30 protein-coding genes are annotated in these 26,612 nt (G+C 68.5%); 17 read left to right on the forward strand and 13 right to left on the reverse strand.

Features of this window, described 5'->3' with window-relative positions; genetic code table 11:
* Window positions 1–3: 3 nt before the first annotated feature.
* Genes OP498_RS08100 through OP498_RS08125 form a run of 6 tightly spaced genes read right to left on the reverse strand, consistent with a single transcriptional unit; the run spans window position 4 to window position 5,849 of the window.
* Complete coding sequence (locus tag OP498_RS08100) at window positions 4–393, reverse strand: Na+/H+ antiporter subunit G (protein WP_280546073.1); 390 nt, start codon at window positions 391–393, stop codon at window positions 4–6.
* Between the two features lie 21 nt (window positions 394–414).
* Window positions 415–684: a K+/H+ antiporter subunit F gene (locus OP498_RS08105; RefSeq protein WP_280546072.1), complete on the reverse strand. Its 270-nt coding sequence runs from the start codon at window positions 682–684 to the stop codon at window positions 415–417.
* Window positions 678–1,175, reverse strand: a complete 498-nt coding sequence (locus OP498_RS08110) for a Na+/H+ antiporter subunit E (protein ID WP_280546071.1) — start codon at window positions 1,173–1,175, stop codon at window positions 678–680. Before OP498_RS08110 ends, OP498_RS08105 begins: the two co-directional genes overlap by 7 nt.
* Complete coding sequence (locus OP498_RS08115) at window positions 1,172–2,683, reverse strand: monovalent cation/H+ antiporter subunit D (protein WP_280546070.1); 1,512 nt, start codon at window positions 2,681–2,683, stop codon at window positions 1,172–1,174. The genes OP498_RS08110 and OP498_RS08115 overlap by 4 nt, the downstream gene beginning before the upstream one ends.
* On the reverse strand, window positions 2,680–3,018 hold the full coding sequence (locus tag OP498_RS08120) for a Na+/H+ antiporter subunit C (protein ID WP_280546069.1): 339 nt from the start codon (window positions 3,016–3,018) through the stop codon (window positions 2,680–2,682). Before OP498_RS08120 ends, OP498_RS08115 begins: the two co-directional genes overlap by 4 nt.
* Complete coding sequence (locus OP498_RS08125; protein WP_280546067.1) at window positions 3,018–5,849, reverse strand: monovalent cation/H+ antiporter subunit A; 2,832 nt, start codon at window positions 5,847–5,849, stop codon at window positions 3,018–3,020. Before OP498_RS08125 ends, OP498_RS08120 begins: the two co-directional genes overlap by 1 nt.
* A 387-nt stretch (window positions 5,850–6,236) precedes the next feature.
* On the opposite strand from OP498_RS08125, the gene OP498_RS08130 reads away from it, so the two are divergent.
* A complete protein-coding gene (locus OP498_RS08130; protein ID WP_280553186.1) occupies window positions 6,237–7,505 on the forward strand; it encodes a lytic murein transglycosylase in 1,269 nt (422 codons plus the stop codon).
* Between the two features lie 21 nt (window positions 7,506–7,526).
* Entirely contained in the window at window positions 7,527–8,075 is a 549-nt protein-coding gene (locus tag OP498_RS08135) for an ATP-dependent zinc protease (RefSeq protein ID WP_280546065.1), read from the forward strand.
* Between the two features lie 6 nt (window positions 8,076–8,081).
* Here OP498_RS08135 and OP498_RS08140 read toward each other — a convergent pair whose 3' ends face one another.
* Complete coding sequence (locus OP498_RS08140) at window positions 8,082–8,795, reverse strand: 16S rRNA (uracil(1498)-N(3))-methyltransferase (RefSeq protein ID WP_280553187.1); 714 nt, start codon at window positions 8,793–8,795, stop codon at window positions 8,082–8,084.
* Window positions 8,796–8,908: 113 nt separating this feature from the next.
* On the opposite strand from OP498_RS08140, the gene phaR reads away from it, so the two are divergent.
* From phaR to coq7, 6 genes are all read left to right on the forward strand, one after another.
* A complete protein-coding gene (phaR, locus tag OP498_RS08145; protein ID WP_280546063.1) occupies window positions 8,909–9,373 on the forward strand; it encodes a polyhydroxyalkanoate synthesis repressor PhaR in 465 nt (154 codons plus the stop codon).
* A 69-nt stretch (window positions 9,374–9,442) separates the two neighbouring features.
* A complete protein-coding gene (purD, locus tag OP498_RS08150; RefSeq protein ID WP_280553188.1) occupies window positions 9,443–10,738 on the forward strand; it encodes a phosphoribosylamine--glycine ligase in 1,296 nt (431 codons plus the stop codon).
* A gap of 38 nt (window positions 10,739–10,776) precedes the next feature.
* The gene (locus tag OP498_RS08155) at window positions 10,777–11,211 is read left to right on the forward strand and encodes a thioesterase family protein (protein WP_280546061.1); all 435 of its coding nucleotides are present in this window, start codon (window positions 10,777–10,779) and stop codon (window positions 11,209–11,211) included.
* Window positions 11,211–12,083, forward strand: coding sequence for a phosphoribulokinase (locus tag OP498_RS08160; RefSeq protein WP_280546060.1), 873 nt, complete (start codon window positions 11,211–11,213; stop codon window positions 12,081–12,083). The genes OP498_RS08155 and OP498_RS08160 overlap by 1 nt, the downstream gene beginning before the upstream one ends.
* A gap of 30 nt (window positions 12,084–12,113) precedes the next feature.
* Complete coding sequence (locus OP498_RS08165; RefSeq protein WP_280546059.1) at window positions 12,114–12,455, forward strand: histidine triad nucleotide-binding protein; 342 nt, start codon at window positions 12,114–12,116, stop codon at window positions 12,453–12,455.
* 71 nt (window positions 12,456–12,526) lie between these two features.
* Window positions 12,527–13,171, forward strand: coding sequence for a 2-polyprenyl-3-methyl-6-methoxy-1,4-benzoquinone monooxygenase (gene coq7 / locus OP498_RS08170; protein ID WP_280553189.1), 645 nt, complete (start codon window positions 12,527–12,529; stop codon window positions 13,169–13,171).
* Window positions 13,172–13,336: 165 nt separating this feature from the next.
* Here the strand turns inward: coq7 and OP498_RS08175 are convergent, their stop codons facing one another.
* From OP498_RS08175 to OP498_RS08185, 3 genes are all read right to left on the reverse strand, one after another.
* A complete protein-coding gene (locus tag OP498_RS08175; protein WP_280553191.1) occupies window positions 13,337–13,756 on the reverse strand; it encodes an OsmC family protein in 420 nt (139 codons plus the stop codon).
* 230 nt (window positions 13,757–13,986) lie between these two features.
* The gene (gene murU / locus OP498_RS08180; protein ID WP_280553193.1) at window positions 13,987–14,649 is read right to left on the reverse strand and encodes an N-acetylmuramate alpha-1-phosphate uridylyltransferase MurU; all 663 of its coding nucleotides are present in this window, start codon (window positions 14,647–14,649) and stop codon (window positions 13,987–13,989) included.
* The gene (locus tag OP498_RS08185) at window positions 14,646–15,671 is read right to left on the reverse strand and encodes a phosphotransferase (RefSeq protein WP_280553194.1); all 1,026 of its coding nucleotides are present in this window, start codon (window positions 15,669–15,671) and stop codon (window positions 14,646–14,648) included. Before OP498_RS08185 ends, murU begins: the two co-directional genes overlap by 4 nt.
* A gap of 166 nt (window positions 15,672–15,837) precedes the next feature.
* Between OP498_RS08185 and OP498_RS08190 the strand changes: the two genes are divergently transcribed.
* The 8 genes from OP498_RS08190 (at window position 15,838) to OP498_RS08225 (ending at window position 23,803) form a co-directional block, all read left to right on the forward strand.
* Window positions 15,838–18,279 (forward strand): LPS-assembly protein LptD, encoded by a 2,442-nt coding sequence (locus OP498_RS08190; RefSeq protein ID WP_280553196.1) that lies wholly within the window; start codon window positions 15,838–15,840, stop codon window positions 18,277–18,279.
* Between the two features lie 44 nt (window positions 18,280–18,323).
* Window positions 18,324–18,983, forward strand: a complete 660-nt coding sequence (locus tag OP498_RS08195; protein ID WP_280553197.1) for a SurA N-terminal domain-containing protein — start codon at window positions 18,324–18,326, stop codon at window positions 18,981–18,983.
* Window positions 18,983–20,029 carry a 4-hydroxythreonine-4-phosphate dehydrogenase PdxA gene (gene pdxA, locus OP498_RS08200; RefSeq protein ID WP_280553198.1) on the forward strand — a complete coding sequence of 349 codons (1,047 nt, stop codon included), beginning with the start codon at window positions 18,983–18,985 and terminating at the stop codon, window positions 20,027–20,029. The genes OP498_RS08195 and pdxA overlap by 1 nt, the downstream gene beginning before the upstream one ends.
* A gap of 167 nt (window positions 20,030–20,196) precedes the next feature.
* On the forward strand, window positions 20,197–21,015 hold the full coding sequence (rsmA, locus tag OP498_RS08205) for a 16S rRNA (adenine(1518)-N(6)/adenine(1519)-N(6))-dimethyltransferase RsmA (RefSeq protein WP_280553200.1): 819 nt from the start codon (window positions 20,197–20,199) through the stop codon (window positions 21,013–21,015).
* Window positions 21,012–21,410, forward strand: a complete 399-nt coding sequence (gene apaG / locus OP498_RS08210; protein ID WP_280546049.1) for a Co2+/Mg2+ efflux protein ApaG — start codon at window positions 21,012–21,014, stop codon at window positions 21,408–21,410. The genes rsmA and apaG overlap by 4 nt, the downstream gene beginning before the upstream one ends.
* A gap of 56 nt (window positions 21,411–21,466) precedes the next feature.
* On the forward strand, window positions 21,467–22,291 hold the full coding sequence (locus OP498_RS08215; RefSeq protein WP_280553202.1) for a symmetrical bis(5'-nucleosyl)-tetraphosphatase: 825 nt from the start codon (window positions 21,467–21,469) through the stop codon (window positions 22,289–22,291).
* Between the two features lie 30 nt (window positions 22,292–22,321).
* Window positions 22,322–22,645 carry a thiosulfate sulfurtransferase GlpE gene (glpE, locus tag OP498_RS08220; protein ID WP_280546047.1) on the forward strand — a complete coding sequence of 108 codons (324 nt, stop codon included), beginning with the start codon at window positions 22,322–22,324 and terminating at the stop codon, window positions 22,643–22,645.
* A gap of 3 nt (window positions 22,646–22,648) precedes the next feature.
* A complete protein-coding gene (locus tag OP498_RS08225; protein WP_280553203.1) occupies window positions 22,649–23,803 on the forward strand; it encodes a polynucleotide adenylyltransferase in 1,155 nt (384 codons plus the stop codon).
* A gap of 3 nt (window positions 23,804–23,806) precedes the next feature.
* Here the strand turns inward: OP498_RS08225 and folK are convergent, their stop codons facing one another.
* Window positions 23,807–24,325: a 2-amino-4-hydroxy-6-hydroxymethyldihydropteridine diphosphokinase gene (folK, locus tag OP498_RS08230; RefSeq protein WP_280553204.1), complete on the reverse strand. Its 519-nt coding sequence runs from the start codon at window positions 24,323–24,325 to the stop codon at window positions 23,807–23,809.
* Entirely contained in the window at window positions 24,325–24,690 is a 366-nt protein-coding gene (gene folB / locus OP498_RS08235; protein ID WP_280553205.1) for a dihydroneopterin aldolase, read from the reverse strand. Before folB ends, folK begins: the two co-directional genes overlap by 1 nt.
* A gap of 191 nt (window positions 24,691–24,881) precedes the next feature.
* Between folB and plsY the strand changes: the two genes are divergently transcribed.
* Window positions 24,882–25,445, forward strand: coding sequence for a glycerol-3-phosphate 1-O-acyltransferase PlsY (gene plsY, locus OP498_RS08240; RefSeq protein WP_280553212.1), 564 nt, complete (start codon window positions 24,882–24,884; stop codon window positions 25,443–25,445).
* A gap of 137 nt (window positions 25,446–25,582) precedes the next feature.
* Here plsY and tsaD read toward each other — a convergent pair whose 3' ends face one another.
* Window positions 25,583–26,611 carry a tRNA (adenosine(37)-N6)-threonylcarbamoyltransferase complex transferase subunit TsaD gene (gene tsaD / locus OP498_RS08245; RefSeq protein WP_280553206.1) on the reverse strand — a complete coding sequence of 343 codons (1,029 nt, stop codon included), beginning with the start codon at window positions 26,609–26,611 and terminating at the stop codon, window positions 25,583–25,585.
* Between the last annotated feature and the right edge of the window lies 1 nt (window position 26,612).

The following is a 26,612-nucleotide window of genomic DNA, read 5'->3' on the forward strand; positions in this document are numbered from 1 at the left end:
CAATCAGTGGCCACGGTCCGGGTGCAGCACGGGCTTCTCACCCACCTCATCGTGGCGCAGTTCCAGGGGTTTTCCGCCGGTCTTCGGCACGTGCTTGAGCTTGAGGTGCAGACCCGTCTTGGCCAGCAGGTGGGCGCTCACCGGTGCAGTGATGAACAGGAACAGCGTGATCAGCAGTTCCTGGATGATCGGCTGCCCCTGGGTCGTCGAGAAGTAGAACATCGAGCCGATCAGGATGCAGCCGATGCCCAGGGTGGTGGCCTTGGTGGGGCCATGCAGGCGCATGTAGAAGTCCCGCAGGAGCGTCATGCCCAGCGAACCGATGAAGGCGAAGATGCCCCCGGCGATCAGGAAGAAGGAAATGACGCCTTCGAGAAGCACATAGAAGTTCATGGTCGCTCCGTCGGTGCTGACCTATTCGATGATGTCGCCACGCAGGATGTACTTGCAGATTGCCACCGTGCTGATGAAGCCGAGCATGGCGATCAGCAGGGCCGCCTCGAAATACAGCTTGGTGTTCAGCCACAGACCCATCAGCACGATCAGCGCGATGGAGTTCACGTACATGGTGTCCAGTGCCAGGACACGATCCGGCAGGCTCGGGCCGACGGTCAGGCGAAAGGCATTCAAGAGAACGGCCATCAGCACCAGCGCCAGGCTGATCTTCAGGGCGATGTCTAGCATTCGTAGATCTCCTTCAGCGGCTGCTCGTAGCGTTCACGTATCGTCGTGATCAGCGCCTCCTCATCCTCCATGTCCAAGGTATGGATCAACAGCGTCTTGCCATCCAGGCGCACATTGGCGGATACCGTCCCCGGCGTCAGGCTGATGGTGCTGGCCAGTAGCGTGATGGTGAAGCGCTCCTCGAGCATCAGCGGATATTCCACGAAGGCTGGCTGCATGTGCTGCCGGGGATTGATGATCAGCCAGGCCACATGCAGGTTGGCGACGATGATGTCGCCCAGCACGCGCAGTACATAGCGCAGCAGCTTGCCCGGCTTCTTGACATGGGGCTGTGCGTCCCAGAAGCGATGGGTCAACAGCGGGATGACCAGGGCGAGGACGCTTCCCAGCAGGATATGGCCCGGCGCCATGCTGCGGGCCATCAACAACCATACCGCCAGCAGCAGGATCGATAGCAGGGGCAGGGGTAGCCAGGGACGGGGCTTGATCATGGCGACTCTCCGGCATTTGACAGGACCGCACGCACCAGAATATCGGGGTCGGCCAGCTGTTCAGCGGTGGCGCGGGTATAGTCGCTGACCGGTCCCGCGAGGACGACCAGCAGCGGTGAGGCTCCGAGCAGCCAGCCCACACCCAGCCAGCGCGATCGCGAGAGTGGCACGCCGACGGCCTCGCCCTCGTGGCTGCGCCAGAACAGCGTCGAGCCTGCCCTTGAGAGGGCGATGAGGGCGGACAGACCGGTGGCCAGCAGGATCGGCCACAGCCACGGCTGCTGCCAGGGCTCGGCGGCGTTCAGCAGCAGGGCCTTGCCGATGGCCCCGGACAGCGGGGGCATGCCCGCCACCGCCACTGCACCGACAAAGAATAGCCCGGCCAGCCAGCTCCCGTGATGCATCGGGCGCCCCTTGACCAGCCGCGTCCCGGCCTTGCCCCGCTGAAGGCCGATCATCTCGGCCAGCAGGAAGAGCCCGCCAGTCACCAGGGTGCTGTGGACCAGGTAGTAGAGCAGGGCGGCGGTGGCCGCCGGTGAGCCCATGCCGATGCCGGCCAGCAGGGTGCCCACCGAGACCACGACCAGATAGGCCACCAGCAGGCGCAGGTCGCGGGCGGCAAGCACGCCGATGCCGGCCACCACCATGGTCGCCAGTGACAGCCACCACACCCACTGGCGCTCGAGGGCCTCGAGGACCCCGGCATGCTCGCCGAACACCAAGCTATAGACCCGCAGGATGGCGTAGATGCCGACCTTGGTCATGATCGCGAACAGTGCCGCCACCGGCGCCGGGGCGGCAGCATAGGCCCGTGGCAGCCAGAAGTAGAGTGGCAGGATTGCTGCCTTGAGGCCGAACACCACCAGCAGCATCAGGCCGCCGGCGGTGACCAGTCCCACTCTGTCGGCTGGCAGGTCCGACAGGCGAACCGCCATGTCGGCCATGTTGAGGGTGCCGGTGGCACCATAGAGCACGCCGACGCTGATCAAGAACAGGGACGAACCTACCAGGTTGAGGACCACATAGTGTACCGCCGACTGGATTCGCGACTTGCCGCCGCCATGGATCAACAACGCATAGGAGGCCAGCAGCAGCACCTCGAAGAACACGAAGAGGTTGAAGAGGTCGCCGGTGAGGAAGGCCCCGTTGATGCCCATCAGCTGCAGCTGGAAGAGGCCGTGGAAGTTGCTGCCGCGCTCGTCGTCGCCGGCACAGGCGAATACCACCGCGCCCAGGGCGAGCACCGCGGTGAGCAGTACCATCAGGGCCGAGAGGCGGTCGAGCACCAGCACGATGCCGAAAGGCGGTTGCCAGCCACCCAGTGCGTAGTACGTGACCTCGCCACCGGCGGCTCGCGCCAGCATGACCATCGCGATGACCACCAGCAGGGCAGTGGCCGTGACCCCCACCATGCGGTGCGTGCGCATGGTGCCATGCCGGCTGCGCAGCAGAAAGAGTCCTACCAGCAGCGGCAGCACGACGGGAAGAACGATCAAGTGCTGCATCACCGGTGGGGCTCCTCTTGCTTGCGACCGTCGACATGGTCATTGCCCATCTCGCTGCGCGCGCGCATCGCCAGGATCACCACGAAGGCGGTCATCGCGAAGCCGATCACGATGGCAGTGAGTACCAGTGCCTGGGGCAATGGGTCGGCAAAATGCGCCTGGCCATCGATGATGGCGGCCGCCCCGGTGGTCAGTCCGCCCATGGAGAACAGGAAGAGGTTGACCGCATAGGAGAGCAGGGTCAGCCCGACCACGACCGGGAAGGTCCGCCCGCGCAGGGTCAAGAAGAGCCCGCAGGCGGTCAATACGCCGGTGGTGATGGCATAGAGGCTTTCCATCAGTGTTTCTCCTTGCTGGACTGCGAGAGGTTCTCGTCATTGGCCGGTGCGCCCTTGGCCGGGCTGTAGGCCGTGGTGACCTTGCCGAGGTTGGCCAGGATCATCAGGGTGGCGCCGACCACCGCCAGGTAGACGCCGAGGTCGAAGAGGATGGCGGTGGCCAGCTCGAAGTCGCCGATCAGTGGCAGGTGGAAGTGCCCGAAGGCCGACGTCAGGAAGGGTTTGCCGAACAGCCAGCTGCCAACCCCCGTCAGGGCGGCGATCCCGACCCCCGCGATGGCGACCGGCTGATATTCGAACTGCAGCCGTTCCTGGGCCCAGTCCACGCCGCGGGCCATGTAGAGGAGGATCAGCGCCACGGCGGTGATCAGTCCGGCGATGAAGCCGCCACCGGGAAAGTTGTGTCCGCGCAGGAAGATGAACACCGAGACCAGCAGAGCCAGCGGCAGCAGCGCCATGGAAATGGAGGTCAGGATCATCGGGTAGCGGTCCGGGGACCACAGGCGGCCCTCGGCGTCGCTGTGGGGCATGAACAGGCGCAGGCGCCGCAGCAGCTTGAAGATGGCCAGCCCGGCCAGCGCCAACACGGTGATCTCGCCCAGAGTATCGAAACCCCGGAAGTCGACGAGGATGACGTTGACGACGTTGTGGCCCCCGCCGCCAGGTACGCTGTTGTCGAGGAAGAAGCTCGAGATGCTGGCGTTGTCACGGGTCAGTACCGCGTAGTTGAGACTGGCGACCACCATGCCCAGGGCACCCGCCACTATCGCGTCGTACAGGCTGCGAGGCGGCGAAGATTCCCGGTAGGTCTTCTGCGGCAGGAAGAACAGCGCGAGCATGAGCAGGATCATGGTCACCACCTCCACCGACAGTTGAGTCAGCGCCAGGTCCGGAGCGGAGAAGCGGGCGAAGGTCAGCGACACCATCAAACCCACCACGGACAGCATCAGCAGTGAAATCAGACGGTGGCGGTGGGTCAATACCGTGCCCAGTCCACCGAAGATCAGCAGGGCCGCGCCCACCAGCAGGACACCATCTACCGGACGCTGTGCCTCGTCGCCGGTCAGGCTCGGCATCATCGACAGGCCCAGGCCGCCGAGCAGCAGGGAGGCCAGCAGCAGCAGCCCCACATAGCGCTGCAGTGAGCCATTGTCGATCCTCTTCAGCATGACCTCGGCCCATTGCGCCAGACCCTGCATGGCGCACTCGAAGATGATCCGCGCGTCCACCGGGCGAAAGCCCTTCAGGAAGCGACGCAGGTCGGGGTGTCGCCAGTAGGTGGCGATGCCGGCAACGATGGCCACCCCGCTCATGGCCAGTGGCAGGTTGAAGCCATGCCAGATCGCCAGGTGGAACTCGAGCGGCTTGCCCACCACCGCCCGTGTCGCGAGGTCCATCAGTCCACCGGCCATCAGCGAGGGAAACAGACCGACCAGCACGCACAGTGTTACCAGCAGTTCCATCGGGGCTCGCATCATGCGCGGCGGTTCGTGGGGCGTTTTCGGGGGCTTTTCCCGCGCAGGTGCGAAGAAGACCGCATACACCAGGCGCAGCGAGTAAGCCACCGAGAGGATGCCGCCGAGCGTGGCGAATACCGGCAACAACCCGCTCAGCCCACCGAGCACCGGGGTGGCCAGTGTCTCGGTGAAGAACATCTCCTTGGAGAGGAAGCCGTTGAGCAGTGGCACCCCGGCCATGGCGGCACCCGCCAGGGTGGTCAGCAGGGCAGTGATCGGCATGGCGTGTCTGAGCCCTCCCAGGCGCTTGAGCTCGCGGGTGCCGGCCTCGTGGTCGATGATGCCCGAGCTCATGAACAATGCCGCCTTGAAGGTGGCGTGGTTGAGGATATGGAAGAGCGCAGCCAGCACCGCCATGGGGCTGCCAATGCCCAGCAGCACCGTGATCAGCCCCAGGTGGCTGACCGTGGAGAAGGCCAGGATCCCTTTGAGGTCGGTTTTCATCAGCGCGAACCAGGCGCCATAGAGCATCGTCGTCATGCCGATCAGGGAGACGATCACTGTCCACATCTCGCTGCCGGCGATAGCCGGATGCAGGCGGGCCATCAGGAAGATGCCCGCCTTGACCATGGTCGCCGAATGCAGGTAGGCCGAGACCGGTGTCGGGGCGGCCATGGCATGGGGCAACCAGAACTGGAAGGGGAACTGGGCAGACTTGGCGAAGGCGCCCAGCAGCACCAGTATCAGCATCATGGGATAGCGCGGGTCGGCGAGGATGATCTCGCCGCTGTCGAGCACCGTGTCCATGTCGTGGCTGCCGACCATGTCGCCCAGCAACAGCAGACCCGCCAGCAGCGCCAGCCCCCCGGCGCCGGTCACCGCTAGCGCCATGCGCGCCCCCTTGCGGGCATCGCTGCGATGTGACCAGAAGCCGATCAGCAGGAAGGAGGAAATGCTGGTCAGCTCCCAGAACAGCCACAGCAGCAGCAGGTTGTCGGACATGACGATGCCGACCATCGAGGCCATGAACAGGATCAGGTAGGCATAGAAGCGCCCGAAGGGCTCCTCGGGAGAGAGGTAGTAATGCGCATAAAGGAGGATCAACAGGCCGATGCCAAGGATCAGGACATTGAAGAGCAGCGACAGCCCATCGAGGCGAAAGGCCAGGTCCAGCCCCAGCATCGGCACCCACTCGGCGGTAAAGCGCAGCGCCTCGCCGGCCTGCAGGGCGGGCACTTGACTCAGGGTCAGCAGCAGTGCCAAGGCAGGTAGCAGCGCGGTCGACTGCGTGCAGTAGCGTCGGCCTCGTCTCTGGGTGAATACCGGTACCAGCATCCCTAGCAAGGGAAGCAGGGCTATCCACAGTAGTATCATCGGGCAGTCGTCCTGCGGGATCTCGGGGAATGGGGCTCCTTCGCGTGCGCCTCACGCGCGGACGCCATCGCGTTTTCTCCACACTCTAACGCAAAGGGGCAACCCTCGCGCACCTTGCGCATTCAATGTGTTGTCATCGGTGATGGGCGACCAGGCGCCTTTAAATGTACAGTAGTTATACATGATAATAGATCTTGTACATCTTATTCGTGCCTTGGCCGAGCCGTTTCCGCAACGGCTCTCAAGGGCGCCGGTGCGCAAGTCGACAGTAGATCGGTGTCGTATCGGCACTGTTTCGATCCGCTCGCCAACGCCTGAACGGGCTGGCCTGGCGGGCGGTTCTGGGTGATGATCGGGCGGTTCATGGAACGTCCTGCAGGAGCGACGATGAGACGGATGCTGACCACCCCTCTGCTGCTGGCCCTGCTGGCGGGCTGCCAGGCGGCGCCCACCAGCGAGGCCAACGTGGCCGTGGCCGACGAGCGCGGCGAGACGAGCGGCGCCGTGGCGAAGCGCGAGGCCGGCAAGCCGGCGGCCCCGGCGGGCTTCGTGAGCTGGCTGACCGACTTCCGGCGCGAGGCGCGGGCCGAGGGCATCGGCGAGGCGACCCTGGCACGGGCCCTGGACGGCCTGCGCTATCGCCCGCGGGTGATCGAGCTCGACCGCTCCCAGCCCGAGTTCGTGCGGCCGATCTGGCAGTACCTGGACAGCGCCGTCTCGGCGACCCGGGTGACCACCGGGCGGGAGCGCCTGGACGCGCATCGCGCCACGGCCCGGGAGATGGAGCGGCGCTACGGGGTGCCGGCCGAGGTGATCGTCGCCATCTGGGGCATCGAGAGCAACTACGGCGGCAATTTCGGCGACTTCTCGACCCTGGAGGCCCTGGCCACCCTGGCCTACGACGGCCGCCGCCGCGACTTCGCCCGCGGCGAGCTGCTCGCGGCGCTGCGCATCCTGGAGGCCGGGGACATCTCGCCCGAGCGCATGCTCGGCTCCTGGGCCGGGGCCATGGGGCACACCCAGTTCATTCCCTCGAGCTTCGAGGCCTATGCCGTGGATGGCAACGGCGACGGGCGGCGTGACATCTGGGGCAGCATCCCGGACGTGATGGCCTCTACCGCCCACTACCTCGACCGGGCCGGCTGGCAGGCGGGGCAACCCTGGGGCGTGGAGGTCCGTCTCCCCGACGACTTCGACTACGCCGAGACCGAGCTTGCCACCCGTCGCCCCAGCCGCGACTGGGCCGAACGCGGTGTGCGCACGCTGGACGGGGCGCCGCTGCCCGAGTTCGAGGCGGCCTCGGTGGTCGTGCCCGGCGGCGCCAAGGGCCCGGCCTTCCTGGTGGGCCCCAACTTCCGTGCCATCCTGCGCTACAACAACGCCACCAGCTACGCCCTGGCGGTGGGCACCCTGGCCGATGAGATTGCCGGTCGCGAGGGTATAGTGCAGGGCTGGCCCCGGGAAGAGCAGCCGCTGAGCCGAAGCCAGGTGCGCGAGATGCAGCGCCTGCTCAACCAGCGTGGCTTCGAGGTGAGCACGCCGGACGGGATCATGGGCCCCAACACCCGCCGGGGCCTGCGTGAGTTTCAGGCCGCCATCGGCACCACCCCGGATGGTTTCGCCACCCTCAACCTGCTCGAGCGCCTGAAGCGCTGAACCCTCGACCCGGAGGAGACCATGACCCTGACACGTTACCGCCTGGCCCTGCTGGCCGCCCTGCTGTTGAGCGCCTCGTCTCCCGCCATCGCCGATGAGGACAAGGTCTTCGGCTGGGTGGAGAAGGCGACCCTGGAGCCCTGGGGGGTCGAGGTGAAGGCCAAGCTCGACAGCGGTGCCTTGACCTCGTCACTGGACGCCCGCGACATCGAGCGCTTCGACAAGGAGGGCGAGGCGTGGGTCCGCTTTCGCCTCAGGCTCGAGAACGAGGCCAGCGGCGAGACCTTCACCGAACGCATGGAACTGCCGATCTATCGCAGCATTCGCCTGCGCGGCGCTGGTGGCACCGACCGACGTCCTGTGGTGCTGATGAAGGTGTGCCTGGACGACACCGTCTATGAGGAGCAGTTCAGCCTGCGCGATCGCGAGGAAATGAACTATCCGCTGCTGCTCGGGCGCCGCTCCATCGGCCACCTGGGGCTGCTCGACGTGCGCGCGACCTTCCTCAACGAACCCGACTGCGACGACGATGCGCCCTTCGTCGCCCACGACCCCGACGAGGACGACTAGCGCGGGTCAGAAGAGCCGGGCGAGCAGGGCGGTCACCGCGGTCTCCACCCGCAGGATGCGCGGGCCCAGGTGGATGCCCTCGCAGCCCGCCGCGAGCAGCTGGTCCACTTCCCAGGGGATGAAGCCCCCTTCCGGCCCCACCAGCAGCAGCACGGGCTCGTCGAGGCCGCGGGGGCAGTCGCCCGGCATGCCGGGGTGGGCCACCAGGCCCCGGCGGTCCGCCAGCAGGCCCGCCAGCCGCTCCTCGACGAAGGGGCGAAAGCCCTTGGCCAGGGCCACCTCCGGCAGCCGGGTGTCGCGGGCCTGCTCAAGGCCGAGCACCAGATGGCGGTGGATCTTCTCCTTGCCGAGTTCCGGCGACTGCCAGTAGCTCTTCTCCACGCGGCGCGTGTTTAGCAGGGTGATCCGCTTCACGCCCAGCGTGGTGACGTGCTCCAGGGTGCGGGCCAGCATCCGCGGGCGGGGCAGGGCGAGCACCAGATGTACCGGCAGCGCCGGCGGCGGTGCCTGGTCCAGGGCGGCGACGTCGAAAAGTGCCTCGTCGTCGTCCAGGGCCAGCAGTTCCCCACGCCCCAGGCGTCCCCCCTCGATGCCTAGCGTCAGGACGTCGCCGGGGCTCGCCCCGTGCACCTCGCGCAGGTGGGCCAGGCGCCGCGGGTCGCGGACCCGGGCCAGGCGGTCGTTCTCGATGTCGTCGGGAGAGAGCAGGATCAGGTTCATGGGGCCTTGCCGCGTTGGAGACTGAATGGTGGCTATGCCTTGCATGGTGGGTGTCGCGGTGCACAATAGCCGTACAGGGGCAGCCGCCCCTTCGTATAACAAGGAGCAGCGCCGTGCGCGTGATTCGCAAGTATGCCAACCGCAGGCTCTATGATACCGAACAGAGCCGCTATGTGACCCTCGAGGACCTGCGCGGCCTGATCCTCGACGAGGTGCCCTTCCGCGTGGAGGACGCCAAGAGCGGCGAGGACCTGACCCGCACCATCCTGCTGTCGATCATCATCGAGCAGGAGCAGGCCGACGGCGATGCGCAGGTGTTCTCCAACGACCTGCTCGCCCAGTTCATCCGCGTCTATGACATGGCCCAGCCCTTGCCCCTGTCCCGTTACCTGGAGCAGGGCACCAAGCTGATGCTCGAGCAGCAGCAGCGCATGCAGGACCAGTGGCAGAACGCCATGCGGCACTCGCCCATCGAGCTGATGCGCGAGCTGGCGGAAGAGAACATGAAGTTCTGGCAGAAGACCATCAACCAGGCCGGCCCCCCGGACGAGGAAGACAAGGGCAGCGGCAAGCCCTGAGCGGCGTCCTGGGCGAGTTTCTGACATAATGCTGCGATGTTTCTTGCAGGTTGTGAGGTAGCACAGCGGATGAAGGTCCTGATCATCGGCGGCGGTGGCCGCGAACACGCCCTGGCCTGGAAGGTCGCCCAGTCCCCGCGGGTGGCGACCGTCTACGTGGCCCCCGGCAATGCCGGCACGGCCCGCGAGCCGGGCCTCGAGAATGTCGCCATCGGCGTCTCCGACCTGGCGGGCCTGGTGGCCTTCGCCCAGGCGCAGGACGTGGCGCTGACCATCGTCGGGCCCGAGGCGCCGCTTGTCGAGGGCGTGGTCGACCGCTTCCGCGAGGCCGGCCGGGCGATCTTCGGGCCGACGGCCGGTGCGGCCCGGCTTGAGGGGTCCAAGGCCTTCTCCAAGGATTTCCTGGCCCGCCATGCCATCCCCACCGCCGACTACCGCACCTTCACCACGGTCGCGCCGGCCCTCGAGTACCTGGCCGAAAAGGGCGCGCCCATCGTCATCAAGGCCGACGGCCTGGCCGCCGGCAAGGGTGTCATCGTGGCCATGACCCTCGATGAGGCCGAGACGGCGATCCGCGACATGCTCGAGGCCAATGCCTTCGGCGATGCCGGGGCCCGGGTGGTGATCGAGGAATTCCTCGAGGGCGAGGAGGCGAGCTTCATCGTCATGGTCGACGGTGAGACGATCCTGCCCATGGCCACCAGCCAGGATCACAAGCGGGTCGGCGACGGCGACAGCGGCCCCAACACCGGCGGCATGGGCGCCTACTCCCCGGCGCCGGTGGTCACCGACGAGGTCTTCGAGCGCATCATGGCGCGGGTCATCCGGCCCACGGTGCGCGGCATGGCCGAGGAAGGGCACCCCTACACCGGCTTTCTCTACGCCGGCCTGATGATCGACGCCGACGGCAATCCCAAGGTCATCGAGTACAACTGCCGCTTCGGCGACCCCGAGACCCAGCCGATCCTGCTGCGCTTGGCGTCAGACCTCGCCGAGCTGTGCCTGGCCGGGGCCCGCGGCGAGCTGGCCGGCCTTGCCTGTGACTGGGACCCGCTGGCCGCGGTGGGCGTGGTGCTGGCTGCCGGGGGCTACCCGGGCCGCTACCGCAAGGGGGATGCCATCGAGGGGCTGGAGGCCGCCGAGGCCACTGGTTGCAAGGTCTTTCATGCCGGCACCGCCGAGGATGCGCAGGGTCAAGTGATCACCGCCGGGGGGCGGGTGCTCTGCGTCACCGCCCTGGGCGACGGCGTCGGGGCGGCCCGCGACCTGGCCTACCGGGGCGTGGCCGAGATCGCCTGGCCCGACGTGCTCTACCGTCGCGACATCGCCTACCGAGCCATCGCCCGGGAGCGCGGTGACGCCTGACGGCGTGCGGTCCCGCAACAACGAGATCAGGAGCGAGGATGGAGCGTGTCAGACTGAGCTTTCCCGCGGAGGACGTGGTGCACCGTCACCCGCTGACGGTGCGCATCACCGATATGAACTACGGTCGTCACCTGGGCCACGATGCGCTGGTGTCGCTGCTGCACGAGGCCCGTGTGGCGGCCCTCGCGTCGCGGGACCTTCGCGAGTGGGACCTGGGCGGCTATCCCTGCGTGGCGGCGGATCTCGCCGTGCAGTACCAGGCCGAGACGCGCTGGCCCGATGCCCTGGTGGTGGAGACGGCCATCCCCGCGCCGGGACGCAAGGCGATCGGTGTCTACCATCGCATCCTGCGCGAGGCCGACGGCGTGACGGTGGCCACAGCGCGCATCAACCTGATGCTGGTCGATCCGCAAAGCGGCCGACCGGTGGCCATCCCGGCCGACGTGCGGGAAGCCCTGGCAGGAGCGAACTGATGTCCCGGGAGTATCCGATCATCGCCCTGACCGGCTCCTCCGGTGCCGGCACCACCACGGTGAAGCGCACCTTCGAGCGGATGTTCGCCCGGGAGGCCGTGCATGCCGCCTTCGTCGACGGCGATGCCTTCCACCGCTACACCCGTCAGGAGCTGGCGCAGCTCATCCTCGATGAGCCCGAGCGCAAGGACGAGCTCTCCCATTTTGCTGTGGAGGCCAACCTGCTCGACCGACTCGAGGCGCTGTTTCAGGAGTATGGCGAACACGGCAATGGCACCTACCGCCACTATATCCATGCCGAAGACAAGCAGATGATCGAGGCTGGCTACCAAGTGGGCACCTTCACCGAATGGCAGCCGCTGCCCTGCGGCACGGACCTGCTGTTCTACGAGGGGCTGCACGGGGGACTGGTCACCGCCGAGCTCGACATCGCCCGTCACGTGGACCTGCTGGTGGGGGTGGCGCCGACCATGAACCTCGAGTGGATCCAGAAGATCGATCGCGACATGCGTCACCGCGGTTACGCCCAGGAGGCGGTGATCGATACCATTCTGGGGCGCATGGACGACTACGTGCGCTACATCCAGCCACAGTTCTCGCGCACCCATATCAACTTCCAGCGGGTGCCCACGGTGGATACCTCCAACCCCTTCGAGGTGCAGGACATCCCCACCGACGCCGAGTCCTTCGTGGTGATCCGCTTCCGCGACCCGGCCACGGTGGACTTCCCCTACCTACTGGCGATGATCCAGGATGCCTTCATGAGCCGGCCGCACACCCTGGTGGTGCCGGGGTCGCGGCTGTCGCTGGCCATGGAGCTGATCCTGGGGCCGCTGGTCCGTCACCTGCTCGCCCAGCGGCGCTTCCGCTGACCCGAGACCCGACCGAGAGGAACGACCCCCATGGATTGCCTGTTCTGCAAGATCATCGATCGCGAGATTCCCGCCGACATCGTCTACGAGGACGATGCGGTGCTGGCCTTCAACGACATCAATCCCCAGGCCCCCAGCCACCTGCTGATCGTGCCCAAGCTGCATATCGCCACCCTCAACGACATCGAGGAGGGCGACCTGGCGCTGGTCGGCCGGCTGCAGTACACCGCCGCCAGGCTGGCGGCGGAGAAGGGCTTCGCCGAGGCGGGCTACCGGGTGGTGATGAACTGCAATGACCAGGGTGGCCAGACCGTCTATCATATCCACATGCACCTGATGGGCGGTCGTCGCTTCACTTGGCCGGCTGGCTAGCTGGCGCTCTGCGGCTCGCGCCGCGCGCGACAGGCGTACGACGCATCAGGTGCATTCTCGAGAGACCCGCCATGACCCCATCCCTTTCCCGCACCGACAACCTGATCCACCAGTTCGATACCGTGTTGAGGACCCTGGTGCCCCACGCGGCCGCGCCTTCGCGCCCATCGCCTGCGACCGCGGAGCTCCGCGACGAGCCGCTGAGCGACGAGGAGCGGCGGCACGCCGCCGGGCTGATGCGCATCAACCACACCGGCGAGGTGTGTGCCCAGGCCCTCTACCAGGGCCAGGGGTTCACCGCCAAGCTGCCGGAGGTGCGCGGCCAGATGGAGCAGGCCGCCCAGGAGGAGATCGACCACCTGGCCTGGTGCGACGCCCGGCTGCAGGAACTGCATGACCGACCCAGCCTGCTCAACCCGCTGTTCTACGCGACCTCCTTCGGTCTCGGCGCCACGGCCGGCGCGGTGGGCGACCGGATCAGCCTGGGCTTCGTGGCCGCCACCGAGGAACAGGTTGGCCACCACCTGGAGGAGCACCTGGTCAAGCTGCCGCCGGGTGACCGGCGCTCGCGCGCGGTGTTGCGCCAGATGGCCATCGACGAGGCCCACCACGCCCAGCTGGCGCTGGAAGCCGGTGGCGCCCGCTTCCCCGCCCCGGTCAAGCTGGGCATGAAGCTGATGTCCAAGGTGATGACCAAGAGCGTCTATCGCATCTGAACCAGCTTGGTCATTTGCTCCTGAAGGAAGCGGCGCTGGGGACAGGTCGTAGAGGGGGTCCTACGCCATGGATGGCGTCGGTAGCGCCCAGGGAGGGGTTCACAGCGCCCCCTCGGAGACCTGTCGCCAGAATAGCCGCTGGTGCAGGATACCCCAGTAAAGTGCCTACTCCTCGACGATGGTGAAGGAGTGGCTGATCTCGACGCCGCCCTTGACCAGCATGATGGAGGCGCTGCAGTACTTCTCGGCCGAGAGCTCCACGGCTCGCGCCACCTGCTTCTCCTTCAGTCCCTTGCCACTGACGGTGAAGTGCACGTGGATCTTCGTGAAGACGCTGGGGACCTCGTCGGTGCGCTCGGCTTCGAGGCTGGCGACGCAGTCGGTGACGTTGGCGCGGGCCTTGTCGAGGATATTGAGGACATCGAAGGAGGTGCAGGCGCCCATGCCCATCAGCAACATCTCCATGGGCCGCGGGCCGGTGTTGCGGCCGCCGTGGTCGGGCGGGCCGTCGATCACCACGCTGTGGCCGCTGCCGCTCTCGGCAACGAATTGACGACCATCGGTCCATTTCACGCTGGCTTTCATGATAAGGGCTCCTTTTCAATTGTCGGCCAAAGGGCGCCAGCATACAGGGGTATCGTGGCTGTCCATAGCGAGAGGCGCCGGGGACAGGACGTAGAGGGGGTCCGAGGACCAGGGATGGCCGAGGTAGCGTACACGGACGTATTCACAGCGCCCCCTCGGCGGTCCGGCGCTCCGGGACCTGTCGCCGGAATAGCCTCGAGCGATCCTGCCACCTGCGAACAGCCTACAGTTCATCCCCGCAGGTGCCGGTCCAGGTCGGCCAGACGCTCGGGCGTGCCCACATCGACCCAGGCGCCACGGTGGTGGTGGCCGCCGACGCGCCCCTCGTCCATGGCGCGCCTCAGCAGCGGCGCCAGGGCGAAGGCGCCGGGGGGCTCGTGGGCCACCAGCGCCGGGTCGAGCAGGCTGATGCCGGCGAAGGTGAGCCGTGGCTCGCCTTCGGGGTGCACCCGGCCATCGGCGTCCAGGCGGAAGTCGCCCTGTGGGTGGTGGTCGGGGTTGTCCACCAGCACCAGCCGGGCCAGGTCGTCGTTCAGGGCGGGCAGGCTGGCCGGGTCGAGGTCGCACCAGACGTCGCCGTTGACCAGCAGGAAGGGCGCCTCGCCGAGCAGCGGCAGCGCCTGGCGGATGCCGCCACCGGTCTCCAGTGGTCTCGTTTCCCGGCTCCAGGCGATGTGCACCCCGAAGGCACCGCCGTCACCCAGCGCCGCGACGATCTGCTCTGCGCGGTAGCTGACATTGATGACCACCTCGGTGATGCCGCCTGCCCGCAGGCGCTCCAGGTGGTGGACGATCAGCGGCTTGCCGCCCACCTCGAGCAGCGGCTTGGGGCAGTGGTCGGTGAGCGGGCGCATGCGGGTGCCGAGTCCCGCGGCCAGGATCATCGCCCTCATGCGCCGGCCTCCAGGCGCGCCGCCAGCGCCGGGCGGAAGGTGTCGACGAGCCAGGTCGTCAGGCTCGCATGGCCGGGCAGGTCGGCGAGGCTGTCCTCCAGGTGGCCAAGGAAGTGCGGCAGCCGCTCGAGGTAGCCTTCGCGGGCGTCGCGCAGGGTCAGCCGGCAGAAGATGCCCAGCACCTTGAGCGCGCGCTGGGCGGCCATGGCCTGTGCCTGGCGATGGAAGGTGGCGGCATCGACATCGCCGGGAAGCCGCCCGTCGGCGACGGCACGCACCCGGAAGGCCTCCACCCAGGCGGCGAAGCGGGCCGGGGGAAAACGGCAGTAGCGGCCGCGCAGCAGCGAGATCAGGTCGTAGCTGAGCGGGCCGGCCACGGCGTCCTGGAAGTCGATCAGCTGCAGGGCCTCGTCCTGCACCATCAGGTTCATGGCATCGAAGTCGCGATGCACCGCGACCACCGGCTGGGCCAGGGCCTCGGCGATCAGGGCCTCGCGCAGGGCCACCCAGCCCGGTGGGGCGGTCATGCCCAGCCACTCCCCGAGGCACCAGTCGGGGAAGAGGTCGAGCTCGCGGCCGAGCAGGGCGGCGTCATAGGTGGGCAGCCCCGCGACGGGGGCGCGATTCTGCAGTGCGTGGATCAGCTCGAGGGCGCGCTCGTGCCAGGCCAGGGTGGCGGGGGCGTCGTCGTCCTGGAAGCAGTCCTGCAGCGGGGTGTCGCCCAGGTCGTCGAGCTCGATGAAGCCCTGTGCCAGGTCCACGCCATGCAGGGCCGGCACCGGCAGGCCGGCCGAGCGCCACTGCTCGGCGATGGCCACGAAGGGGCGGCTGTCCTCCCGGTCGGGTGGGGCATCCATCAGCATGCGGGTGGTGCCGTCGGGCAGCTGCAGGCGGAAATAGCGCCGGAAGCTGGCGTCTCCGGCCGCGAGTCGCACCACGATGGCGGACGCCGGGAGCTCATGGCGGCGGGCAGCCCACTGGCGCAGGCGTTCCGGTCTCGTGGGGTCGGTGGCCTCTGGCATCGTCGTCTGGCTCCTTGTGTGAGAAGGCGGGGGCGGTTGACGGCCCCCCGGGGGCCCCGCATGCTGAGTTCCCGACAGCGTCGGCGATGGCAGGGCCCATGCCGGCAGGACAGGCCGGGTGCGGCCTGTATAATACCGATTCAACCCGCCAAGGACATCGTGGAGCATGGGCAAGCGACTCTCGTGGACATGGACGGCCCTGGCAGGCCTGGCCTGTACCGGCCTGGCGAGCGGGCCCCTGGTGGCGGCGCCACCCGAGCCGTTGCCGGCCGACCAGCTGGACTGGCAGCCTTGGGGCGACGCGCGCCCCGCTGGCGCGCTGTGTCGCGGCCGCTACGTGATGCCGGATTACCGGCTGCCGCCGCCGGCCGGCGAGAAGGTCGCCAGCGAGTCCGACCGCGCCGACTACGGGGAGGGGGGCGAGACGATCCTCGGTGGCGAGGTGCTGCTGCGTCGCGGCAGTGCCCAGCTCGAGGCGCCACGGGTGCGCGTGCCCGGCAGTCGCGAGACCGCCTATGCCGAGGGGCCCCTGGCACTGCGCGACAGCGGCCTGCTGGTGCGCGGCAAGGCCGCGGAACTGTCGCTGAACAGCGATGCCGCCAGCATCGACAGTGCCCACTACGTGGCCCATGAGCAGCGCCTGCGCGGCGATGCGGTGCGCCTGGCGCGCCTCGAAGATGGCCGCTATCGCCTCACCGAGGCGAGCTTCACCACCTGCGAGCCGGGCAGCGAGCTCTGGCGCCTGGTGGGCAATGACATCCTGCTCGACCGTGAGCGTGGCGTCGGCACCGCGACCCATGCCCGGCTGGAGATGGGCAAGGTGCCGGTCTTCTACTGGCCCTGGCTGCGCTTCCCCCTCGACGAGCGCCGCCAGAGCGGTTTCCTGTGGCCGACGATTGGGCTCTCCACCGATTCGCTGGACTATGCTCAGCCCTATTACTGGAACATCGCCCCCCACCATGACGCCACACTCACGCCGCGCTGGATCAGTGACCGCGGCCTGCTGCTGGGCGGCGAGTACCGCTACCTGTTCGAGCAGGATGCGGGGCAGATCGAGGGCGCCTATATCGCCGATGACCGCGCGGCGGGAGACGAATCCTCCGACGCCTCCGCGCTGGAGAATGGCGATGACCGCTGGTACCTCGACTATCGCCATGCGGGCCGCTTCGATGCCCGCACCCGCTACCGGCTGCGCTACGGCGCGGCCAGCGACGGACGCTACTTCGACGACTTCGGGCGCGGCTTCGGCGAGGGCGATATCGGCAGCATGCCGCGGCTCGCCCAGCTCGACCACCGTGGCGATGTCTGGCAGCTGCAGGCCAGGGCCCAGGGCTACCAGAAGCTCGACGACACGCTGCTCGAGCGCGACAAGCCCTTCTACCGGCTGCCTAGCCTGACCGCCAACGCCCGCTGGTCCCAGGGCGGCGGCTTCTACCAGCAGTGGCGCTCCAATGCCACCCACTTCTGGCGTGACGTGGACGAGACGAAGGTCCCCATTCGCGAGGCGGCCAACGGGACCCGGCTGCACCTCTCGCCGGCCATCGGCTGGCGCCTCGACGAGAGCTGGGGCCATCTCGAGCCGCGCCTCGAGTGGCTCGCCACCGCCTACCAGCTCGACTACGGCGAGCGCGAGACCGCACGCGACGAAGGCCTCACCCGTAGCGTGCCGGTCGCCACCCTCGACGCTGGCCTGGTGTTCGAGCGGGAGCTGGACCTCGGCGGCCGCGGCTACCGCCAGACCCTGGAGCCGCGCGTCAACTATGCCTATGTGCCGGCCCGCGACCAGACCGAGTTCCCGGAGTTCGACACCGCCGAACAGGCCTTCTCCTGGAACCAGCTCTGGTCGCCCTACCGCTTCTCCGGGAGCGACCGGGTGGGCGACCTCAATCGCGTCTCACTGGGCCTCGAGTCGCGGCTGCTGGCCGATGCCAGCGGGCGCGAGAGGCTCTCGGTGGGGGTCGGGCAGGCCTACTACCTGGAGGATCGCGCCATCGACATGGCGGGTGACCCGGATACGCTGCCGCCGGAGTCGAACTTCCAGAGCTACTATCGGGCGACGCGCGAGCGCTCGCCGCTGGTCACCCGGGCGGACTGGCAGATCACCGACCAGTGGCGCTCGCGCTGGCAGTGGCTCTACGACGACCACCTCGATCAGACCGAGAGCACCTCGCTGGCGCTGCAGTATCGCGCCGATGCCGGCCACGTGGTGAACTTCGGCTATCGCTGGCAACTCGAAGGCTTCGACCCGTCCCAGGAGGACGAGGACGTGGTCAACTACAACCGCGAGGAATACGACGTCTCGTTCGCCTGGAAGGCCAGCCGCCGCCTGGACCTGATCGGGCGGCTGCTCTACGACAACACCAACGAGCGTGCCCTGGAGCAGCTGGCGGGTGTCCAGTGGAACGACTGCTGCTATGGTCTGCAGTTGGTCTGGCGCGAGTGGATCGACGACAGTGACACCGCGAACACCACCGAGGACGACCTCACCGACCGGGGGGTCTTCCTGCGCTTCGTGTTCAAGGGGCTGGGCGGCGTCGGCGGCGAGGCCGACAGCTACTTTGAGACGGCGATCCCGGGGTATCGGGCCACCGCCCTCGGCCGGCGCTGACATTCGCCCCCTGACATTCGACAATGACGAGAGGAAAGAGAGACATGCGCAGTCGACGTATCGCCACCCTGGCGCTGGCCCTGTGCCTGGCCGCCCTGCCCCTGGCGGGGCAGGCACAGGATGCCGACCCCATGGACACCCCGCCGCTGGGTCGCCAGGCGCTGGATCGCATCGTGGCGGTGGTCAACGATGGCGCCATCATGCACAGCGAGCTCGAGGAGCGTGTCGCCCAGACGCGCAGCCAGATCGCCCGCCAGGAGCAGGGGGTGCCGCCCGACGAGGTCCTGCGCCGGCAGGTCTTGGACCGCATGATCGTCGAGGAGATCCAGCTGCAGATGGCCCGTGACGCCAACCTGAGCGTCGACGACACCGAGCTCAACGGCCAGGTGCGGGCCATCGCCGAGAACAATGGCATGACGCTGGACCAGTTCGCCGACGCCCTCGAGGCCGATGGCCTCTCACTCGGTGTGGTTCGCGACCAGGTTCGTCGCGAACTGATGATGCGCCAGCTGCAGCAGCGCCGGGTCGCCAGCCGCGTCAACATCTCCGAGCGAGAGGTGGACCGCTTCGTGGAGCAGCAGAGCGCGAGCCGCGAGCAGGCCCGCCAGGCCCTGTTCCAGCGCAAGGTCAATGCCGAGATGGAGGAGTGGATCCAGGAGATCCGCAGCCGCGCCTTCGTCGACAACCGCCTCGCGCAGCCCTGATGAGGGTCTCGGGCGGCGCGCCGGTGCTGGCCCTCACCTGCGGCGAGCCAGCGGGCATCGGGCCGGAACTTGCGGTGATGCTGGCCGCCGACGAGGCGCCCGCCGCCCGAGTGGTGGCGGTGAGCGACCCGGACCTGCTGGCCGAGCGCGCCGCCCTGCTCGGCTGCCAGGTGGTGATCCAGGTGCTCACCCCCGGCGAGCCCCCGCCGGCGCCACGCCGCGGGGTGCTACCGGTGTGGCCCGTGGCGCTGCGGGTCCCCTCGCGTCCCGGCGTGCTCGACACCGCCAATGCCGGCCATGTCCTCGAGACCCTGGACGTGGCGATCGGCGCCTGCCGCGCTGGCCGGGCCGACGGCATGGTCACGGCCCCGCTGCACAAGGGCGTGATCCTCGATGCCGGCCATGCCGGCTTCACCGGCCACACCGAGTACCTGCGCGATGCCTGCGGGGTAGAGGAGGTGGTGATGATGCTCGCCACCGACAGCGCCCTGCATGCCCGCGAGGCGGACTGGCGGGGCGAGGCGGTCCTGAGGGTGGCACTGGCCACCACGCACCTGCCGCTGCGCGAGGTGGCCGACGCCATCACCGCGCCCCGGCTCGAACGCCTGCTGCGCATCCTTCATGCCGATCTGCAGCGCTGGTTCGGCATCACGGCGCCGCGTATCGCCGTCTGCGGGCTCAACCCCCATGCGGGGGAGGGCGGCCACCTGGGCCGCGAGGAGCTGGACGTGATCATTCCGGCCCTGGAGGGCCTGCGCGCCGAGGGGCTGGCCCTCGACGGCCCCCTGCCCGCCGATACCCTGTTCACCCCGCGCCACCTCGAGGGCGTCGATGCGGTGCTGGCCATGTACCATGATCAGGGCCTGCCGGTGCTGAAGTATGCCGGCTTCGGCCGCGCCGCCAACATCACCCTGGGGCTGCCATTGGTGCGCACCTCGGTAGACCATGGCACGGCCCTCGACCTGGCCGGCACGGGCCACGCCGACCTCGGCAGCCTGCGGGTCGCCGTGGCCCTGGCCGCCGAGATGGCCGGCCGCGGGGTATAGCCGATCTGGAGGAGCGCCGGGGACAGGCTGAAGAGCAGGTCCTACGCCATGGATGGCGTCGGTAGCGTACAGGGATGTATTCACAGCGCCTGCTCGTAAGCCTGTCGCCGGAAAAGCTCCGTGCACGGAAATAGCTCAAGACCCTAGTGACAGAAGGACACCCCTGAATGGCATCCCGCTCCCCGGTTCACCGGGCCCGCAAGCGCTTCGGCCAGAACTTCCTGCGCGACCCCGGCGTCATTTCGCGCATTGTCCGTGCCATCGGGCCTCGTCCCGGCGACCGGCTGGTGGAGATCGGCCCCGGTCAGGGCGCCCTGACCGAACCGCTGCTCGACGCCGCTGGTGGCCATCTCGAGGTGATCGAGCTTGACCGGGACCTGATTCCCGGCTTGCGCGTGCAGTTCTTCGACAAGCCCGGCTTCGTCATCCACGAGGGCGATGCCCTGAAGGTGGACTTCCGGGCCCTGAGAGGCGACGGAGCGGCGCTGCGGGTGGTGGGCAACCTGCCCTACAATATCTCCACGCCGCTGATCGTCCACCTCCTCGCGGCTGGCGATGCCGTGGCCGACATGCACTTCATGTTGCAGAAGGAGGTGGTCGAGCGCCTGGCCGCCGTCCCGGGCGGCCCCGACTGGGGGCGGCTCTCGGTGATGGCCCAGTACCACTGCCGGGTCGACGCGCTGTTCACGGTGCCGCCCGAGGCCTTCGTGCCGCGGCCCAAGGTGGAATCGGCCATCGTCCGCTTTACCCCCCACCCGGCCCTGCCGCACCCTGCGCAAGACGAGGGGCTACTCTTCACCCTGGTGCGCGAGGCCTTCGGCCAGCGGCGCAAGACCCTGCGCAACAACCTCAAGGGCCGTATCGACGCGGCGACCCTCGAGTCACTGGACATCGATCCGGGGCGACGCCCTCAGACGCTCAGCGTCGAGGAGTTCGTGCGTATCGCCAACCACCTGGCCGCGGCCGGGCAAGGAGAGGCCTCATGACCCTGACCACCCCGGAAGGGCTCGACCATGCCATCCGTGTCGATGTGGCGCCGGACTTCCGCACCGAGGAGTCCTCGCCCGACGAGCAGCGCTTCGTCTTCAGCTATACCGTCACGGTGCACAACACCTCCCGGCACAGCGTGCAGTTGCTCGCCCGCTACTGGAGGATCACCCAGGGCAGCGGCAAGGTACAGGAGGTGCGCGGCAAGGGAGTGGTGGGCCAGCAGCCGATGATCGGCCCCGGCCAGACCTTCCGCTACACCAGCCGGGCGATCCTCGACGGCCCGGTGGGGGTGATGGAGGGCGCCTATACCTGCGTCGATACCGCCAGCCAGCGTCCCTTCGAGGTGTCCGTCGCCCCCTTCCGGCTGGCCGGGCCCAACCAGGTGCACTGATCCCAGCGAGCCGACCCTATCGAATCGACCCTATCTACTTGACCCAGGGAGCCGCGATGACCACCTATGCCATCGGCGATCTGCAGGGCTGTCACGACGAGTTCGTCGCCTTGCTCGAACAGCTCGACTTCGACCCGCACCGCGACCGCCTGTGGCTCGCCGGCGACCTGGTCAATCGCGGCCCCGGGTCGCTGGCCTGCCTGCGCGAGGTGATGGCGCTGGGCGAGGCCGCCACCACCGTGCTCGGCAATCACGACCTTCACCTGCTGGCGGTGGCCAGGGGCGGTGCCCGGGAGAACCGCAAGGACACCCTGGCGCCGGTCCTCGGCGCTCCGGATCGCGAACGCCTGCTCGACTGGTTGCAGTCGCGCCCGCTGCTGGTGCGCCGGTGCTCGGAGGAGCGGGGCGATACCGTCATGACCCACGCCGGCCTGCTGCCGCAGTGGTCGGTCGAGCAGGCCGCGGGGCTGGCCGGCGAGGCCGAGTCGCGCCTCGCCGGCGAAAGAGCCGGGGCCTTCCTCGAGGCGATGTACGGCAACGCCCCGGCCTGCTGGCGCGGCGATCTCGACGGCCTCGACCGCCTGCGGATGATCATCAATGTCTTCACTCGCATGCGCTTCATCGATGCCGCCGGGTGTCTCGACTTCGCCGCCAAGGAGGGGCTCGACAGCGCGCCGGCGGGCTTCGCCCCCTGGTTCCAGTTTCCCCGCGACGACGACCCCTGGCTGCTTTTCGGCCACTGGGCCGCGCTGCAGGGCGAGACGCCGGCGAGCCGGGTGCGTGCCGAGGCGCTGGACACCGGCTGCGTCTGGGGCAATCGCTTGACCGCCCTGGATCTGGAGAGCGGCAGGCACATCAGCGTGCCGAGTCGCCGGCGCTGAGTCCCACCCCTTCCCGACCACGAGGCTGCCATGACGACCTTCCAGCATCTCGATATCCCGACCCTAGCCGGCTGGCTTGACGAGCGACGCGAGCTGGCGCTGGTCGACATCCGCGACCCGCAGAGTTTCGCCCAGGGCCATATCCCCGGCAGCCGCCGACTAGACAACGACACGGTGGGCGCCTTCATCGAGGAGGCCTCGCGTGAGTCGGCCTTGGTGGTGGTCTGCTACCACGGTCACTCCAGCCAGCAGGCGGCGGACTGGCTGGCCGGTCAGGGCTTCGCCGAGGTCTACAGCCTCGATGGCGGCTTCATTGACTGGCAGCTTCGCCACCCCGCCCGCGTGGAGCCCTGAGCCATGAACGAGGATCCGCACCTGCAGGGGCTCGAGGTCTACCGGGTCGGTGGAGCAGTGCGCGACGCCCGGCTCGGCTGGCCGGTCAAGGACACCGACTGGGTGGTGGTAGGGGCTACACCGGAGGAAATGCGCCGACGGGGCTTCAAGCCGGTGGGGCGCGACTTCCCGGTCTTCCTGCATCCCGAGAGCCATGAGGAGTTCGCCCTGGCGCGCACCGAGCGCAAGTCCGGCCACGGCTACACCGGTTTCGTGGTTCATGCCAGTCCCGAGGTGACGCTGGAAGAGGACCTGGCACGCCGGGACCTGACCATCAATGCCATGGCCGAGACCCCCGAGGGCACCCTAGTCGACCCCCACGGCGGCCTGGCCGACCTGGACGCGCGGCAGCTGCGCCACGTCTCGTCGGCCTTCGTCGAGGACCCGCTCAGGGTGCTGCGCACGGCGCGTTTCCTGGCCCGCTACGCCGGCCTGGGGTTCGTCATCGCCGAGGAGACCCGCCGGCTGATGCGCGAGCTGGTGGAGAGCGGCGAGCTGGCCCACCTGATGGCCGAGCGCGTCTGGACCGAGACCGAGAAGGCGCTGGGCGAGCCCTGGCCGGAGGTCTACTTTCAGGTGCTGGACGACTGCGGCGCCCTGGCGGTGCTGGTGCCGGAGCTGGCGGCCGATCCAAAGGCCCTCGACGAGGCGCTGGGGCGCCTGCACCGCTTGCCGGAGGACATCGAGGCCGAGTCACAGGCCCGCTGGCGCTGGGCGCGGCTGGTGGAGCATCTGGATGACGAGGACCGCGACGTCCTGGCCGAGCGGCTGCGCCTGCCCCGCGCCCATCGCGAGCTGGCCAGCCAGGCGGCCCGAACCCGCGCCCTGCTGGCTCGGGTGGCGCGGCACGGCCTGGACGGCGCGCGGGTGATGGCCTGGCTCGACGGCATCGACGCCTGGCGCCGTGGCGACCGGGTGGCGCCGCTGATCAGCCTGGTGAGCCTGGACGACCCGGGACTGGCCGAGGACCTGGCCCTGGCCTGGAGGCTGGCCTGCCAGATCCTGCCGAAGGCGCTAGTGGCGGAGGGCTATAAGGGGCGTGAGCTGGGCGAGGAGCTCGCCCGGCGGCGCTGGGAGGCCATTGACGGCGCGCTCGCGAGCCCTGATATACGGTCCTGAGGCTCAGTCCGGCGAGGAAATGCACCGGCCCTGCCAGACGAACGCCACCGGCCAGAGGCGTTGACCACCGGCCTCGAAGTCGCCCCAGTGGGCGCGGTAGGGCCTGCCGGTGAGCGGGTGGCGGGTCTCGGGCAGCAGCTCCGCCAGTGGCTTCAGCACGAAGGCGTGGTGGAGGATCTCGTCGCGGGGCAGCTCGACGTCATCGTGGCGGCCGGTCAGGTCACCCACGGTGAGCAGGTCGATATCCAGGGTCCGGGGGCTGAACTTGGGAACTCCCTTGCGGCGGCCGTTGGCGAATTCCAGCCGCTTGCACCAGGCCTGCAGCTCGCCCACCGGACGGTCGCTGTCGAAGGCCACCACCAGGTTGTAGAAGTTGCGACCATCCTCGAAGCCCACCGGTTCGCTCTCGAAGACCCGCGAGATGGCAAGCGAGCCGAAGGTCGCGGCCAGGGCATCCAGGCAGGTCCGCACATGGCGGTCGCGCTCGATGTTGCTGCCGAGACTGACGGTGATCCGGGCCATCAGGCGCTCCCTGTCCGTTGGCCGCGCTCGATGCAGACGCCCACCGCGGCGGCGGCGGGTACGGCACCGGGCTTGCGCACGGTGAGGCGCAGCCAGGGAATGCCGAATTCGTCGCGCAGGGTCTCGGCCAGGCGCTCGGCGAAGGTCTCGACCAGGGCGACGTCATGTTCGCCGGCGAAGGCGGCGATGCGCTCGCTGATGGCGGCGTAGTCGAGGGTCAGGGCGATATCGTCGCCGGCCGCCGCGGGGCGGATGTCGGTGCCCAGCGTCAGGTCGAGCCGCAGCGTCTGCGTGATGGTGCGCTCCCAGTCATAGACGCCGATCACGGTGTCCACCTCGAGCGCTTCGATCAGCACAAGATCCATCGGGGCTCCCCGGGCCATGGGTAGTCGTGGACCGGGCGATGTGCCGGGTCCGCCTGCAGGCGCCCGATTGTACGCCAGCCAGGCCGCGGGCGACACCAGCGGGGCGGGCCTGTCCCGCGTCACCCATGACTGGCAGAATCACGGTTTCACCCCACAGGAGGCCGCCCGTGGAGGCGCCACTCGACCTCATCCTGCCGCTGATGGCGATCGGCTACCTGAGCGGCACCTGGCTCGGCGCACTGATGGTGTGCCGCCTGGCCGGCGTGGGGGACCCGCGGCTGGCCGGCTCCTGCAATCCGGGATTCTCCAACGTGCTGCGCCTTCACGGCTATCGGTTCGCCCTGGCCACCCTGGTGGTGGACGTAGTCAAGGGCATGCCGGTGCTGTGGCTGGCCATGCGGCTGGGCCTGCCGCCCTGGGGGCTGGGACTGGTGGGGTTCGGCGTACTGCTGGGCCACAGTTACCCGGCCTGGCATCGCTTCCGGGGCGGCAAGGGCGTAGCCAGCGCCTTCGGCGTGATGCTGGTGCTCACGCCATGGGTAGCGCTCTGCTGCGCCGCGCTGTGGATGCTATTGGCCTGGCGGGTGCGCACCGCCGCGGTGGCGTCGTTGGCCAGCGCCACCATGGCGCCACTGGCCAGCCTGTGGTTGGCGCCGGAGTTCGCCGGCGTGGTGATCGTCTTCACCCTGCTGGTGCTGGCGCGCCACGTGCTCAATATCCGGCGTCTTGGCAGGGGGGACGAGCCACCTCTTTAAGCTGAAAGCTTGAAGTGCGTCGCTTCGCTCCTGGAAGCTGGAAGAAAACCCTTGACCCCAATTTAGCGGGATCATGCTGCCTTCCAGCTTCCAGCTTCCAGCTTCCAGCTTCCAGCTTCCAGCTTCCAGCTTCCAGCTTACGGCTCCCGAAGGGTATCCATCGGCCAGCGTGGTACCGCCTTCATGATGCCGGTTTCGTCGTGTTCGCCGGCCAGCAGGCGCTGGGCGCCGACGTAGGCAATCATCGCGCCGTTGTCGGTGCAGAAGCGCCCGCGGGGGTAGTAGGCCCGGGCGTTGCGCTTGGCGCACTCCCGCTCCAGCCGCTCGCGCAGCCGTACGTTGGCACTCACGCCGCCGGCCACCACCAGGCGCTTTAGGCCGGTCGTATCCAGCGCGCGGCGGCATTTGATCACCAGGGTATCGACCACCGCCTCCTCGAAGGCGCGGGCCACGTCGGCCCGTGCCTGGTCGTCGAGCTCGCCGTCCTGCTCGAGCCGGCGTATGGCGGTCAGGGTGTGGGTCTTGAGTCCCGAGAAGCTGAAGTCCAGCCCCGGGCGGTCGGTCATCGGCCGCGGGAAGCGGAAGCGGCCAGGGTCGCCGGCCTCGGCCAGCTTCGCCACCTGGGGGCCGCCGGGATAGTCGAGCCCCAGCATCTTGGCCGCCTTGTCGAAGGCCTCTCCCGCGGCATCGTCCACCGATTCGCCGAGCAGGCGATACTGGCCCAGGCCGTGCACCTCGACCAGCTGGGTATGGCCGCCGGAGACCAGCAGGGCGACGAAGGGAAAGCCGGGGGGGGCGTCCTCCAGCATGGGGGCCAGCAGGTGGCCCTCCATGTGGTGGACGCCGAGCACCGGGATCTCCAGCGCCCGGGCCATGCCATGGGCGGTGCTGGCCCCCACCATCAGCGCGCCGACCAGCCCGGGGCCGGCGGTGTAGGCGATGGCGTCGAGCTCGTTGCGTGCCAGGCTGGCCTCGTCGAGCACCTGCTGGATCAGCGGCAGCAATCGGCGCGTGTGGTCCCGAGAGGCGAGCTCCGGGACCACGCCGCCGTACTCGGCGTGCATGGCGATCTGGCTGTAGAGGGCGTCGGCCACGAGGCCGCGCCCGGTGTCGAAGAGGGCGACGCCGGTCTCGTCGCAGGAGGTCTCGATGCCCAGTACGCGCATG

This window comes from Halomonas sp. 25-S5 (genome assembly GCF_029889845.1).
GTDB lineage: Bacteria > Pseudomonadota > Gammaproteobacteria > Pseudomonadales > Halomonadaceae > Halomonas.

What these genes read in the sequence shown, in the direction of transcription:
- OP498_RS08100 (WP_280546073.1), bottom strand. Translation starts at nt 393, where the DNA reads ATGAACTTCTATGTGCTTCTCGAAGGCGTCATTTCCTTCTTCCTGATC.
- OP498_RS08105 (WP_280546072.1), bottom strand. Translation starts at nt 684, where the DNA reads ATGCTAGACATCGCCCTGAAGATCAGCCTGGCGCTGGTGCTGATGGCC.
- OP498_RS08110 (WP_280546071.1), bottom strand. Translation starts at nt 1,175, where the DNA reads ATGATCAAGCCCCGTCCCTGGCTACCCCTGCCCCTGCTATCGATCCTG.
- OP498_RS08120 (WP_280546069.1), bottom strand. Translation starts at nt 3,018, where the DNA reads ATGGAAAGCCTCTATGCCATCACCACCGGCGTATTGACCGCCTGCGGG.
- OP498_RS08125 (WP_280546067.1), bottom strand. Translation starts at nt 5,849, where the DNA reads ATGATACTACTGTGGATAGCCCTGCTTCCCTTGCTAGGGATGCTGGTA.
- OP498_RS08130 (WP_280553186.1), top strand. Translation starts at nt 6,237, where the DNA reads ATGAGACGGATGCTGACCACCCCTCTGCTGCTGGCCCTGCTGGCGGGC.
- OP498_RS08135 (WP_280546065.1), top strand. Translation starts at nt 7,527, where the DNA reads ATGACCCTGACACGTTACCGCCTGGCCCTGCTGGCCGCCCTGCTGTTG.
- OP498_RS08140 (WP_280553187.1), bottom strand. Translation starts at nt 8,795, where the DNA reads ATGAACCTGATCCTGCTCTCTCCCGACGACATCGAGAACGACCGCCTG.
- purD (WP_280553188.1), top strand. Translation starts at nt 9,443, where the DNA reads ATGAAGGTCCTGATCATCGGCGGCGGTGGCCGCGAACACGCCCTGGCC.
- OP498_RS08155 (WP_280546061.1), top strand. Translation starts at nt 10,777, where the DNA reads ATGGAGCGTGTCAGACTGAGCTTTCCCGCGGAGGACGTGGTGCACCGT.
- OP498_RS08160 (WP_280546060.1), top strand. Translation starts at nt 11,211, where the DNA reads ATGTCCCGGGAGTATCCGATCATCGCCCTGACCGGCTCCTCCGGTGCC.
- OP498_RS08165 (WP_280546059.1), top strand. Translation starts at nt 12,114, where the DNA reads ATGGATTGCCTGTTCTGCAAGATCATCGATCGCGAGATTCCCGCCGAC.
- coq7 (WP_280553189.1), top strand. Translation starts at nt 12,527, where the DNA reads ATGACCCCATCCCTTTCCCGCACCGACAACCTGATCCACCAGTTCGAT.
- OP498_RS08175 (WP_280553191.1), bottom strand. Translation starts at nt 13,756, where the DNA reads ATGAAAGCCAGCGTGAAATGGACCGATGGTCGTCAATTCGTTGCCGAG.
- murU (WP_280553193.1), bottom strand. Translation starts at nt 14,649, where the DNA reads ATGAGGGCGATGATCCTGGCCGCGGGACTCGGCACCCGCATGCGCCCG.
- OP498_RS08185 (WP_280553194.1), bottom strand. Translation starts at nt 15,671, where the DNA reads ATGCCAGAGGCCACCGACCCCACGAGACCGGAACGCCTGCGCCAGTGG.
- OP498_RS08190 (WP_280553196.1), top strand. Translation starts at nt 15,838, where the DNA reads ATGGGCAAGCGACTCTCGTGGACATGGACGGCCCTGGCAGGCCTGGCC.
- OP498_RS08195 (WP_280553197.1), top strand. Translation starts at nt 18,324, where the DNA reads ATGCGCAGTCGACGTATCGCCACCCTGGCGCTGGCCCTGTGCCTGGCC.
- pdxA (WP_280553198.1), top strand. Translation starts at nt 18,983, where the DNA reads ATGAGGGTCTCGGGCGGCGCGCCGGTGCTGGCCCTCACCTGCGGCGAG.
- rsmA (WP_280553200.1), top strand. Translation starts at nt 20,197, where the DNA reads ATGGCATCCCGCTCCCCGGTTCACCGGGCCCGCAAGCGCTTCGGCCAG.
- apaG (WP_280546049.1), top strand. Translation starts at nt 21,012, where the DNA reads ATGACCCTGACCACCCCGGAAGGGCTCGACCATGCCATCCGTGTCGAT.
- OP498_RS08215 (WP_280553202.1), top strand. Translation starts at nt 21,467, where the DNA reads ATGACCACCTATGCCATCGGCGATCTGCAGGGCTGTCACGACGAGTTC.
- glpE (WP_280546047.1), top strand. Translation starts at nt 22,322, where the DNA reads ATGACGACCTTCCAGCATCTCGATATCCCGACCCTAGCCGGCTGGCTT.
- OP498_RS08225 (WP_280553203.1), top strand. Translation starts at nt 22,649, where the DNA reads ATGAACGAGGATCCGCACCTGCAGGGGCTCGAGGTCTACCGGGTCGGT.
- folK (WP_280553204.1), bottom strand. Translation starts at nt 24,325, where the DNA reads ATGGCCCGGATCACCGTCAGTCTCGGCAGCAACATCGAGCGCGACCGC.
- folB (WP_280553205.1), bottom strand. Translation starts at nt 24,690, where the DNA reads ATGGATCTTGTGCTGATCGAAGCGCTCGAGGTGGACACCGTGATCGGC.
- tsaD (WP_280553206.1), bottom strand. Translation starts at nt 26,611, where the DNA reads ATGCGCGTACTGGGCATCGAGACCTCCTGCGACGAGACCGGCGTCGCC.